This window comes from Jiella sp. M17.18 (genome assembly GCF_041027365.1).
Classification (GTDB): domain Bacteria; phylum Pseudomonadota; class Alphaproteobacteria; order Rhizobiales; family Rhizobiaceae; genus VKMB-3413.
Window position 1 is genome coordinate 390,124 of record NZ_JBFTEH010000001.1, and the last position, 11,960, is coordinate 402,083.

At 67.2% G+C, this 11,960-nt stretch carries 10 protein-coding genes; 6 read left to right on the plus strand and 4 right to left on the minus strand.

What is annotated here, in order from left to right; translation table 11 throughout:
- Positions 1 to 82: 82 nt before the first annotated feature.
- From AB5S17_RS01860 to adhP, 3 genes are all read left to right on the plus strand, one after another.
- Positions 83 to 637, plus strand: coding sequence for a hemerythrin domain-containing protein (locus AB5S17_RS01860; RefSeq protein ID WP_369235538.1), 555 nt, complete (start codon positions 83 to 85; stop codon positions 635 to 637).
- Positions 630 to 1,988 carry an oxygen-independent coproporphyrinogen III oxidase gene (hemN, locus tag AB5S17_RS01865; RefSeq protein ID WP_369235540.1) on the plus strand — a complete coding sequence of 453 codons (1,359 nt, stop codon included), beginning with the start codon at positions 630 to 632 and terminating at the stop codon, positions 1,986 to 1,988. Before AB5S17_RS01860 ends, hemN begins: the two co-directional genes overlap by 8 nt.
- Positions 1,989 to 2,098: 110 nt before the next feature.
- Positions 2,099 to 3,172 carry an alcohol dehydrogenase AdhP gene (gene adhP / locus AB5S17_RS01870; protein WP_369235542.1) on the plus strand — a complete coding sequence of 358 codons (1,074 nt, stop codon included), beginning with the start codon at positions 2,099 to 2,101 and terminating at the stop codon, positions 3,170 to 3,172.
- Positions 3,173 to 3,353: 181 nt separating this feature from the next.
- Here adhP and msrA read toward each other — a convergent pair whose 3' ends face one another.
- From msrA to AB5S17_RS01885, 3 genes are all read right to left on the minus strand, one after another.
- On the minus strand, positions 3,354 to 3,869 hold the full coding sequence (gene msrA, locus AB5S17_RS01875) for a peptide-methionine (S)-S-oxide reductase MsrA (RefSeq protein ID WP_369235544.1): 516 nt from the start codon (positions 3,867 to 3,869) through the stop codon (positions 3,354 to 3,356).
- A gap of 72 nt (positions 3,870 to 3,941) precedes the next feature.
- Positions 3,942 to 5,354 carry an SGNH family hydrolase gene (locus tag AB5S17_RS01880; RefSeq protein WP_369235546.1) on the minus strand — a complete coding sequence of 471 codons (1,413 nt, stop codon included), beginning with the start codon at positions 5,352 to 5,354 and terminating at the stop codon, positions 3,942 to 3,944.
- A gap of 24 nt (positions 5,355 to 5,378) precedes the next feature.
- Positions 5,379 to 6,599 carry a lytic murein transglycosylase gene (locus AB5S17_RS01885; RefSeq protein ID WP_369235548.1) on the minus strand — a complete coding sequence of 407 codons (1,221 nt, stop codon included), beginning with the start codon at positions 6,597 to 6,599 and terminating at the stop codon, positions 5,379 to 5,381.
- Positions 6,600 to 6,832: 233 nt separating this feature from the next.
- On the opposite strand from AB5S17_RS01885, the gene galU reads away from it, so the two are divergent.
- On the plus strand, positions 6,833 to 7,726 hold the full coding sequence (galU, locus tag AB5S17_RS01890; protein ID WP_369235550.1) for a UTP--glucose-1-phosphate uridylyltransferase GalU: 894 nt from the start codon (positions 6,833 to 6,835) through the stop codon (positions 7,724 to 7,726).
- Between the two features lie 130 nt (positions 7,727 to 7,856).
- Here galU and AB5S17_RS01895 read toward each other — a convergent pair whose 3' ends face one another.
- Positions 7,857 to 9,638 carry an outer membrane beta-barrel protein gene (locus AB5S17_RS01895; RefSeq protein ID WP_369235552.1) on the minus strand — a complete coding sequence of 594 codons (1,782 nt, stop codon included), beginning with the start codon at positions 9,636 to 9,638 and terminating at the stop codon, positions 7,857 to 7,859.
- Positions 9,639 to 9,853: 215 nt separating this feature from the next.
- On the opposite strand from AB5S17_RS01895, the gene AB5S17_RS01900 reads away from it, so the two are divergent.
- Both AB5S17_RS01900 and AB5S17_RS01905 read left to right on the plus strand, forming a co-directional pair.
- Positions 9,854 to 10,849, plus strand: a complete 996-nt coding sequence (locus tag AB5S17_RS01900) for an SIS domain-containing protein (RefSeq protein ID WP_369235554.1) — start codon at positions 9,854 to 9,856, stop codon at positions 10,847 to 10,849.
- A 271-nt stretch (positions 10,850 to 11,120) separates the two neighbouring features.
- Positions 11,121 to 11,945 (plus strand): hypothetical protein, encoded by an 825-nt coding sequence (locus AB5S17_RS01905; protein ID WP_369235556.1) that lies wholly within the window; start codon positions 11,121 to 11,123, stop codon positions 11,943 to 11,945.
- Positions 11,946 to 11,960 lie beyond the last annotated feature (15 nt).

The following is an 11,960-nucleotide window of genomic DNA, read 5'->3' on the forward strand; positions in this document are numbered from 1 at the left end:
CCACGCTTGACGCGGATCAAGGCAGCAAACCGGCTCATGGCGTTGGATATCCTCGACCAGCTGCGATGGGGAGGCTTCGACGATGACAGACACAGCGTGCGGGCGGGAAGGGCGCGGCTTCTGCCTGAGTCTCAGCATGGCGCCCGACGAGGTCTTCGGGCTGGAACCCGCTTCGCGCCCGGGCGGGGGGACAGACGCGGTCGCGGCACTCGAGCGACATCTTGCAGCACAGGAGGCGCTGTCGTCCAAACTGGGCCTCTTTGCGGATCGCCTGCCCGACGCCTTCGACGGGCCGGAGTGCCTGTATCTGGCGCGCAGCATTTATCCCGCGCTGCAAAAGGCACATGCCTTCGAGGAGGCGGAACTCTTCCCGCTCCTGCGGCGCAACAGCGCCGAGCGCGCCGATCTGTCGCTGACGCTCGACCGGCTGACCTTCGAGCATTTCGAGGACGAGACCTTCGCCGAAGAACTCGTCGACACCCTGGTCGACCATGTCTGCGGCCGGATGCCGACACGCTTCGCCATGCTCCGGACGATGCTCCGGAGCTTCTGCGAGGGGATCTCCCGCCATCTCGCCTTCGAACGCGCCCATCTCGTCCCGATGCTGCGCCAACTGGAGAATGCCGGTCATGCCTGATGCGAGCGCCGTCCTCGCCCGCTATGGTGCCGAGGTTCCCCGCTACACCAGCTATCCCACATCGCCGCATTTCTCGGCCGAGGACGGCCGGCAGCTGATGCCGGAACTGATCGCCGGGTTGCAGCCGGGCGAACTCGTCTCGGTTTACATCCACATTCCGTTCTGCGACCGGCTTTGCTGGTTCTGCGGCTGCCACACCAAACAGACGCAGCGCTACGAGCCGGTGGAGGCCTATGTCGGTTCGCTGGTCGCGGAGATCGCGGCCTTCCGCGAGCGGGCAGGGTTCTCGCCGACGCTCGCTGCGCTGCATCTCGGCGGCGGGTCCCCCAGCCTGTTGCGGTCGGCCGAATTCGTGCGGCTGGCGAAGGCGCTGCGCGGCGCCTTCGAGTTTGCCTGGGATGCCGAGGTCAGCGTCGAGATCGATCCCTCGGACGTCACCGCGGACACTCTGGAGGGTCTGAAGGCGATCGGCCTGACGCGCGCCTCGATCGGCGTCCAGGACTTCGACCCGGCGGTCCAGACCGCGATCAACCGGCCGCAGAGCTTCGAGCTGACCCGGAGCGTCATCGCCGATCTGCGGGAGAAGACCGGCTGCCGGATCAACATCGATGCGCTCTACGGCCTGCCGCTGCAGACGAGCGAGCGGCTGGAGGCGACGATCGCCAAGGTCATCTCGCTTCGCCCCGATCGTGTCGCCTTGTTCGGCTACGCGCACGTGCCCTGGATGAAGAAGCACCAGAGGCTGATCTGCGAGGCGGATCTGCCGGGGCGGAGCGCGCGGCTCGTCGACGCCGCCTATGCCGCCGAGATGCTGGTCGAGCACGGCTACGAGCGGATCGGCATCGATCATTTCGCCCGTCCCGGCGATGCGCTGGCGCAGGCCGCCCGTTCGGGCCGGCTGCACAGGAACTTCCAGGGCTATACGACCGACACCTGCGAGACGCTGATCGGCTTCGGCGCCTCGGCGATCAGCCGCTTCCACGGCGGCTATATCCAGAACGTCGTCGCGACCCAGAGCTATCAGGACATGGTGGGACGGGGCGAACTGCCGGCGATGCGCGGCTACCGCCTCAGCCGCGACGACGTGATCCGCGGCTGGATCATCGAGCGGCTGATGTGCGACTTCCGGATCGGCTTCGACGAGCTGACGCAGCGCTTCGGGGCCGCCGCCGCCGCACCCTACGTGCGAGAGGCGCTGCGGATCGTCTCGGACGACCGCGACCGCCTCGTGCGCGCCGAGGAGCACGCCTTCGTCATCCGGCCGCAGGCGCGGGCCTTCGCCCGGATCGTCGCCTCCTGGTTCGACGCCTACCGCGACAGCGGCGCAGCCCGCTACTCGAACGCCGTCTGACGGCGGATTGGCTCGCCGCCGCAGGCTTTTCCCGCAGCTTTGATCCCGGTCAAGGCAGGTGGCTTCGGCTTGCTTAGCATCGGGATATCCCAAGAAGGAGATTCCCACCCATGACCCAGATGATGAAAGCCGCCGTCGTCCACGCCTTCGGCGAGCCGCTGGTGATCGAGGACGTGCCGGTGCCGGTGCCGGGTCCCGGCGAGGTGCTGGTCAAGGTTGCCGCCTGCGGCGTCTGCCACACCGATCTGCACGCCGCCGAGGGCGACTGGCCGGTGAAGCCGACGCCGCCTTTCATCCCCGGCCACGAGGTGGTGGGCACGGTCGCGGCGCTCGGTCCGGGCGTGACGGAGTTCGCGGTCGGCGATCCGGTCGGCGTGCCCTGGCTGCACGATGCCTGCCGGGACTGCGAATATTGCGACACCGGCTGGGAGACGCTCTGCGAGCACCAGCACAACACCGGCTACAGCGTGAACGGCGGCTTCGCCGAATATGTGATCGCGTCCGCACCCTTCGCGGCGCGCCTGCCGGAAGGCGTCGACTATGCGGCGATCGCGCCGATCCTGTGCGCCGGTGTCACTACCTACAAGGGGCTGAAGGAGACCGAGGCGAAGCCCGGCCAGTGGGTGGCGATCTCCGGCATCGGCGGCCTCGGCCATGTCGCGGTCCAGTACGCCAAGGCGATGGGGCTGAACGTCGTCGCCCTCGACGTCTCGCCGGACAAGCTGGACCTCGCAAGGGAGGCGGGCGCGGACGTCGCGATCGACGCGCACGCGCCGGACGCGGTCGAGACGGTGCTGAAGGCGACCGGCGGCGGTGCGCATGGCTGCCTGGTGACGGCCGTGTCGGTTCCCGCCTTCGCGCAGGTCCTCAAGATGGTCCGCCGCCGCGGCACGGTCAGCCTCGTCGGCCTGCCGCCGGGCGAGTTCCCGACGCCGATCTTCGATGTCGTCCTGAAGCGCATCACGGTGCGCGGCTCGATCGTCGGCACCCGCCACGACCTCGACGAGGCCATCGCCTTCGCCGCCGAGGGCAAGGTGAAAAGCCAGGTCAAGACGGCGCCGCTCGCCGACATCAACAAGATCTTCGCCGATCTGAAGGCGGGCCATATCGACGGCCGCATGGTCCTCGACATCGATCTCGCCGGCATCGGCCGGGTCGCCAAGGCGACGGCCAAGGCGGCCTGACGGGCCGCTGAGGCAGAGACCGGGGGCGGTGCTGCGGGCGCCGCCTCCGGAGCGGATCAGACCTCGCTCGATAGACGTCCGCTTCCGAGACCCGACCGGATACGGGCAGACGCGGACGGCATGGCCGTCCGCCGCCATCATGTCTCGCCGCAGGACCGCGAGGTCCGATCCGCGCGTGCCGTCAGGCCGCCGTCTGGCGGCGCGGCAGCTTCCAGTTCGGCCGCACGAAATGGCAGGTGTAGCCGTGCGGGATCCGTTCCAGATAGTCCTGATGCTCGGGCTCGGCCTCCCAGAAGGCGCCGGCTTCGGCGACCTCGGTGACGACCTTGCCCGGCCAGAGCCCGGAGGCATCGACGTCCGCGATCGTCTCCTCGGCGACGCGCTTCTGCTCCTCGCTCGTATAGAAGATCGCCGAGCGATAGCTCATGCCGCGGTCGTTGCCCTGGCGGTTCGGCGTCGTGGGGTCGTGGATCTGGAAGAAGAATTCCAGGAGATCGCGGAAGCTCGTGGCTTCGGGATCGAAGATGATCTCGATCGCCTCGGCATGGGTGCCGTGGTTGCGGTAGGTCGCGTTCTCGACGTCGCCGCCGGAATAGCCGACGCGGGTCGAGACGACGCCCGGCATGCGCCGGATCAGCTGCTGCATGCCCCAGAAGCAGCCGCCGGCAAGGATGGCGCGTTCGGTCTTTGTGGTCATGTCGGGCCTCCTATCTCGAAGAAGCCCTTATGTGTCGTTCCCGGCCGCCAGATTCAACGTGCCGAGGCGGCCTCACTTGGCCGGCTTGGCGACGCCCTGCTGCGCCTGTGCGTTTTCCTTCGACCAGTCCGCCACGATCGCGTCGACGAGGGACGGCATCTCCGGCGGCGGCTTGATGCCCTCATGGGCGCGCACCTTGTCGAGATCGATCGTGCCGCGATAGGCGACGGCATTGCCGGGCGCGACGGCCGCGCTCTTCTCGTTCCAGCCGAAGTCGTCGGCGCGGCCTTCGATATGGCCCGTCCCGGCGCCGTTCAGGACGAGCTTGTCGCGTGGCGAGGGCTCCAGCGCGAAGCTGCGGACATGGCCGCCACCGAGCAGCGTATCGCCGCCGTCGAGCTTCGGGTCGTCGAGCGAGACGGGCGGCGTCGAGACCGCGTTGGCCGCATTGGTGATCGGCGGAAGCTGCATGTTCGGCAGTTCGTTGGAGGAGAGCCGGATTCCCGCGGCGCCGCTGGTATCGCCGAGCACGCGGTCGATCGCCTTCTGCGCGAAGAAGGCGAGCTTCTCGCTGCCGGCGTCGGTCATGGTGATGCCGTCGGAATTGCGAAGCTGCACCGTCTGACCGTTGACGCCGGGGCCGCTGTAGACGAACTGCCCGTCCGCATCGACGAAGCCGTCCCAGACGTCGACGAACTCGCCGGACACGCGCGTCGCCGCCTTGCGGTAGAGATCGTTGAAGAAGATCATGTCTTCGCTCATCCGATCGTATTTGAACGACGGCATGCCGACCCAGACGAGCGGCACCTTCTTCTTTTCGGCGATGTCGGCGATGGCGTTCACCCGCCGCTCGTACTCGGCGTTCCAGGCATCGGAGCGCAGCGTCAGGCTCTGCGACCCGACATTCATGATCTGCCGATCGTTCGAGCCGAGCATCACGACGAGAACGTCGGGCTTTTCCCTGTCGATGATCGGGCCGAGCTTCTTCGGCCAGTCGAAATGGTCGTCCCGGACGAGGCCCGAAGAGCCGTCGATGTCCGAGGTCACGTCGACCATCTTGTTGTCCGAATAGACGTCGTCGAGCCCTTTGGCGAGCGAGCCGGCCATGAAGTCGCCGACGACCAAGACGGTCTTGGCGGCGATATCCTTGGCGGCGGGGGAGGCATCGCCCGAGCCATCGGACGCCGAGGCGGTGGGAGCCTTCGCGCTGTCGCGCGAGCTGGAAGACCGGGTGGAACGCGTGGACCGCCGGGGCGGGCGCGGCGGGGCGGTGCGAATGACCCGCCGCTGCACCCGAGGCGGCTGCACCGGCTGCGTGCCGCCACCGAAGAGCATTTCGAGGATGGACCGCGGCCGCTGCTGCGCGGCCGCGGGATCGGGGGCGGAAAGAGCGACCACGAGGATCGCCGCCAACGCGACCGCGAGGACCTGCAGCCCGGATCGCAGCGGCTCAATCCATCCGCGTCTGGTTCTGCTTCCCGTCATCCGCCACGTCGTTCCCGGATCTCGTCACTTCTTGCGCAGGAAGTTCAGGAGCGCCTTCGACGCGTTGCCGTCCTGCGCCAGACCTGCCTGTCCCTGCAACGCCATGATCGCCGCCTTCGATCCCGAGCCGATCTTACCATCGATCTTGCCGTCATAAAGGCCCTGGCTGGCGAGGTGCTGCTGCAGTTCGTAGCGCTCCGCCATGGTCAGCGGCGTGTAGCCGCGCGGCCAGTCGACATAGAGCCCGCCATAGCCGCCGATGCGGTCGCCGAGAAGCCCGACGGCCAGGGCGTATTTGTCGGCGTTGTTGTAGTTTTTGATGACGAAGAAGTTCTTGGTCATCAGGAAGGCGGGGCCCTTGTCCCCGGCCGGCCGGATCAGGTTCGCCCGGTCGGACGGGCAGGGGAAGGGCTTGCCGTTCGGGCGGCGGAAGCCGAGGGCGGCCCACTGGGCGATGGTGCGGTTGTCGCGCTCGAGCTTGCCCTTGTAGCGATCCGGCACGAGGACCTCGTAGCCCCAGGTCTTGCCGGTCTCCCAACCGTTCCGATGCAGGAGGTTCGCGGCCGTCGCCAGCGCGTCGGGCACGGACTCCCAGATGTTGGCGTGGCCATCGCCGTCCATGTCGACCTTGTAGGTGAGGTAGCTCGTCGGGATGAACTGGGTGTGGCCCATGGCGCCGGCCCAGGAGCTGATCAGCTCGTTCGTCTTGATGTCGCCCTCCTGGGCGATCTTCAGGGCCGCGATCAGCTGCTGGCGCGCGAAGCCGGCGCGCGACTTGTCGAGATAGGCGAGCGTCGCCAGCGAGCGCGGCAGGCTCTTCATCACGTCGCTGCGCTGCAGCGTCTGTCCGTAATTGGTCTCCATCGACCAGATGGCGAGAAGGATGTCGCGGTCGACCCCGAAGCGCTTCTCGATCCGGTCGAGCCAGGCGCCGTAGCGCTGACGCATCGCCTGACCCTTGGCGACCTGCTCCTCGTTGACGCGGTTGTCGAGATAGTCCCAGATCGTGTCGCGGAATTCCGGCTGGTACTGCGCCTTCTGGATCACGTCCGGATCCGGCTCGGTGATGCCGGAGAAGGCGGCGCGATAGACGCTACGGCTGATGCCGGCCTTGGCCGCCACGTCCTCGAAGCTCTGGATCCACCGGACGAAGCCGGCGTCTGCCCTTGCCGGTGCGGCGCCTGCGACCGCAAGCCAGATTGCGAGACAGGCCAGGCCGAACCAGTTCGGCCGCTTTCCGCGCATTCGTTGCATCATATCATCCCTCATGGGCTTCGTGTTGCAATGCCAAGTGCGGAAGATTACCCCCGGGTCGTTAAGACTTCCTTCAGCATGTGCCTCCCATGGCCATCAGGTGCCTCTCTGGCCATGACCCGTCTTCTCGCTATTTCGCGGCGAAAACGCGGCATCGACCCCGCTTCCGACGAGGCGGAGCTTCTCCATCCGGCTTCTGCTGGCCCAGCAAGGAAAAATGAACGATGAAAAAAGTCAGAAAAGCCGTCTTCCCCGTCGCCGGCCTCGGGACCCGCTTCCTGCCGGCCACCAAGGCGATCCCGAAGGAGATGCTGACGGTCGTCGACCGGCCGGTGATCCAGTACGTGGTCGACGAGGCACGCGAGGCCGGGATCGAGCACCTGATCTTCGTGACCGGCCGCAACAAGGGCGTCATCGAGGACTATTTCGACATCCAGGTCGAATTGTCGGACACGCTTGCCGAGCGCGGCAAGACGGCCGAGCTGGCGCTGCTGGAAGAGCTGCAGCCGACCCCCGGCACGGCGAGCTTCACCCGTCAGCAGGCGCCGCTCGGGCTCGGCCACGCGGTCTGGTGCGCCAGAGACCTCGTCGGCAACGAGCCCTTCGCGCTGCTCCTGCCGGACATGATCATGCAGGCCGAGCGCGGCTGCCTCGCCGAGATGGTCAAGCTCTACGAGAGCGCCGGCGGCAACGTCATCTCGGTCGAGACCTGCGATCCGAACGAGACCCACAAATACGGCATCGTCGGCAAGGGCGAGGACATCGCCAACGGCTTCAAGGTCACCGGCATGGTGGAGAAGCCGCAGCCGAAGGACGCGCCGTCGAACTTCTACATCTCGGGCCGCTACATCCTGCAGCCGGAGATCTTCGACATCCTGTCGACGCAGGAGAAGGGCGCCGGCAACGAGATCCAGCTGACCGACGGCATGTTCAAGCTCATGCAGAACCAGGACTTCGCCGCCTATCCCTTCCATGGCCGCACCTTCGACTGCGGTTCCAAGGAAGGCTTCATCGAGGCCAACGTCGCCTTCGCCCTCTGGCGGCCGGACATCCGCGAGAAGGTCATCGGCAACATGGAGCGGCTGATGAAGACGGTCGAGCCGGCCGGCCAGGACTGAGCCGAGGGGCTCCCCAGTCGGGGGTACCATCGGAGCGAGCGGCCGGGGCTTGGTGCCCTCCGCTCGTTTGACCTCGCCGGTCCTCGCGCAGAAGGGCGGCCTCGCATCCGCAAGCGGCGGTCTTGGCCGGTCAGCGCTGCAGCTTCACCCCGAGGCTCACGGTGTCGACGTGATAGCTCGCGTCCTTCACCTGCGAGAAATCCTGGCTGTGGCTGTAGAGCCCGGTCAGCGCCATGCTCCGGTTGAACCAGTAGGTGAAGCCGGCCTCGCCGGTCAGCAGCGTCTCGTCGTTGGCGGGAAGCGTCGAGTTCTTGTACTGCGCCCGCAGGACCGCGGTGAGGTTGGTGCGTTCGCCCGCCTGCTGGCGGATGCCGACGGCGCCTTGGTAGGACGTCGTCGTCGAAGCGCCAGTCGGCTCCGGCTCGAAGGTCGTGCGCGCCGACAGGGTGACGTCGGTGCCGCGCTGCGCCGACCAGACGAGGTTCGCATCGACTGTCGGCGCGCTCGTCCGCTCGGCCGCCGGATCGTCCGGGCGCTTCCAGGCGTAACCCGCCGCGATCTCGCCGCGGATCTTCTCCGTGACGTCGATCGAGACGCCGGCGCGCAGGGCCGGGATCCACGCATTGCGGTTCAGCGTCCCGGTGGCGCTCGGATAGTCGGTATCGAACAGCCGGCGGCCGATGCTGGCCTCGATGAACGGCTTCAGCGCCGGCGACAGGTCGTAGCTGGTTCTGAGCGCGGTGGTGAGGGTCGTATAGTTGTCGTTCACGGTCCCGCCGCCCGGAAGGTCCGTGTAGCTTTCGCGCGCGGCGGTCGCGGTACCGGTCAGCGTGATCGGCGTGAAGTCGTGGGAGAGTTCCGCCGACACCGAGCCGTCGACGACCCCGGCCTTCTGGGTGGTGGTGTAGGAATCGGAAATGTCGCTGGCATTCTCGCGCTTGTACTCGACGGCGCCGCGCAGCGTCGCGACCGTGTCGTGCGACAGATCGAGCCGCAGCCGGCCGTCCAGCGCGGCGTCGGGATCGCTTCTGGTTTCGCCGGCGAAGTTGCGGCGATAGGTCAGCGTCGAGTTTATCTCGGCCTCGTTCATCGACCAGTCCGAGAGGAGGCGCGTCGAGACGGTGGTCTCGGTGAAGGCGCCGCCCTTGCCGCCGGCCGTGGCGTCGATGTTCGAGGAGAGGCCGAGCGTCTGGATCAGCTGGGGATAGAGGATGAAGGTGCCGGCACGGATGCCGACGGCCGCGAAGGGATCCTGCGCCTTGCGCTTCGGCCGGAGGATCCGGTCGATCGCCTCCGTGGGGCGGTTGGTGCGCAGCAGGCTGTCCGCCGGCAGGGTCTCGTCGGCGACACCGGCAGTCAGCGTCGGATTGGGCTGCACCGGCAGGCCGTTCGCCCGCGCCTTCTTGGTGGCGGCGGTGGCTTTGGCGTCGAGGGCCGGTTTGGTGGGACTGCCGACCGCGCCGGGCTGCTTCACGGCGACGGCCGGCTTGGCGGCGGTGTTGGCGGGACCGGCGGCCGAGGCGTTGAAGTCCTGCGTCGCAAGCGTCGGCGCGGCGCTGTCGTTGCTCGGTCCGGAAAACAGGTTGAAGGAGGGAGGCTTCGGAGGCGTGGCGGACGCGTCGTCGATCGGCGCAGGATCCCGGGCCTGCGCCGGCGTGGCCGCCCCGCCGCCCGCCGTGTCGGCGCCGGCCGCATCGGGGGCCTTCCCAGCCGATGGTGCCTGCAGCCGGACATCCGAGCCGCCGGCTCCGCCGCGCTGCAAGGCCAGCGTCGTCGGGTCGGCAAGGTCTTCGGCAGTGCGCAGCGGCGGCATCGACACCTCCTGCGCCCCAGCGCCACCCGGCACGAGAAAGGCCGCCCAGAGCGCGGCGAGGGCGACACCGCAAAGACGCTCGCGAGACGGCAGACTCATCGGGATCCGGCTTCCATTCCCTCGGCTGGACGGAGCGGCTGTTGCCGTTCCGTCACGATTCGTCCGGGACGATAAGCAGGCGGTGTTGTGCGAAACTGTTTGCGACGGTCTAGCCATGTTTCGGCCCGACATGCGAAGTACTGCACCCTGAAAAGGTGAGGCGGCAGCCCTCTCGCGCCGCCTCCGGGATGACGAGCGGACAGCGAAAGAATTCCATGCAGACAGCCGAGCGTCTGAACGATGCGGCGAACGAGGGATCTCGCTCCGCCGTGCGCACCGTCGAGACCGAGATCGAGGGACTGAAGGCGCTCGCGGTCTCGTTGAAGACCGACATGGCGGCGGCGTTCGAGCGCGCGCTGGATCTGATCTCCGGCGTGACGGGCCGGATCATCGTCACCGGCGTCGGCAAGAGCGGCCATATCGGGTGCAAGATCGCCGCCACCTTCGCCTCGACCGGCACGCCGGCCTTCTTCGTGCATCCCTCGGAAGCGAACCACGGCGATCTCGGCATGATCGGCCGCGATGACGCCATCCTCGCGATCTCATGGTCGGGCGAGACGACCGAGCTCCAGGGCATCGTCGCCTATTCCCGGCGCTTCAAGATCCCGCTGATCGCGATCACCTCGCGGCCCGAATCGACGCTGGGGCGAGAGGCGGACGAGACGATCGTGCTGCCGCGCGCCACGGAGGCTTGCCCGCTCGGCCTCGCGCCGACCACCTCGACGACGCTGCAGCTCGCGACCGGCGACGCGCTCGCGGTGGCGCTTCTGGAGCGGCGCGGCTTCACCTCCGGCGACTTTCACGTCTTTCATCCCGGCGGACAGCTCGGCGCGAGCCTCAAGCATGTCGCCGACATCATGCATACGGGCGAGTCGCTGCCGCTGGTGAAAGCGGGAACGGCGATGTCCGAGGCGATCATCGTGATGTCGCGCAAAGGCTTCGGCTGCGTCGGCGTGGTCGATCCGGAAGGGCGCCTACGCGGCATCGTGACCGACGGCGACCTGCGCCGCCATCTCGATTCTCAGCTTCTGGCGCGACGCGTCGACGACGTGATGACCAAGGACCCGAAGACGATCCGGCCCGATACGCTCGCCGTCGCCGCCCTCGAGATCATCAACAGCTCGAACATCACCGCGCTGATGGTGGTTCGCGAAGCCCGTCCGGTCGGCATCGTCCACCTGCACGACCTCCTGCGCATCGGCGTCGCCTGACGTCGTTGGAGAGGGACAGCTTGTGCCTCGAGCTTGATAGGCTTTGAAGGTCAGGCGAGGAGCGCGTCCCTGCGTGGATATGGCCGCGCCGCCGACGTGTGGCGGAGTCGGCGGGGAAGTGCACCGATCCTCCGCGCCGGCTATTAGATAATCGCCCTCTCCAAGGCGCTGTTGCGCGGCCGTCACAGACGCAAGTTCTCCCCCTGTGGCAGAGGTATCAGCGCCTGTCCGCGACACCGTTCAAGTCCTGCGGTCGCGAGGAGAGCCTGCCATGTTCATCCGGCTCTTGCCTGTCGTCGCCACGCTCGCCGTGCTCGGGGGGTGCGCGATTCGTCCCCTGCCGCGGGACGTGACCGAGTACGACACCTTCGACATCGTGCGGAAGGTGCGTTGCGACATGCGGCGAGCGATCCTGTTGGAGCGCCGGCCAGCCTGGTATGGTTCACACGGGTCGAACACGCTCGACCGGCTTTTCGTGGGATACGAGTTTACCTTCGACATCCGGGAAGACAACGATCTGCAGGCTGGCCTGACGGTGCTGCAACCATTCTCGCGTGGCCCTCTGAAGTTGGGACTTTCGGCGCAGGAAAGGCTGCGACGGCGCAATGCTCGCAACTTCCGCATGATCGATAGCGGCATCACGCTGGCTCGGCTGTCGCCGGACTACTGCAGCCTCGACAGCCATTCGCGCAAATGGATGTATCCGATCACGGGGTCGATCGGACTCTCCGAATCCGTCAGGACCTATCTCGAATTGACAGCCGCCAGCCGGCTTCTCGGTTCCTCCGAAAGGCCGGAGATGCCGACCTTCGCCGACAAGATCGAGTTCACGACGGAGCTGAAAGCATCGGCCAATCCTTCGATCGAACTCGATACGGTCGGAAGCGGGACCCAGATCGGGAGCGGCACCATCGGCCTTGGTGGCAGTCGCAAGGACATCCACCGGCTCGTCCTCGTCCTGACGACCCTGCCCGAAGGCAAAAAGGACGGGAGCGACGCTCAGAAAATGGCGGAGAAGCAGATCATCGACGAGCTGAAGCGCCAGCAGGACCGAAGCCTGAGTGCCAATCTGTCCGATGTCGTGAACGGGTCGTAGGACGATCCCGGCGTC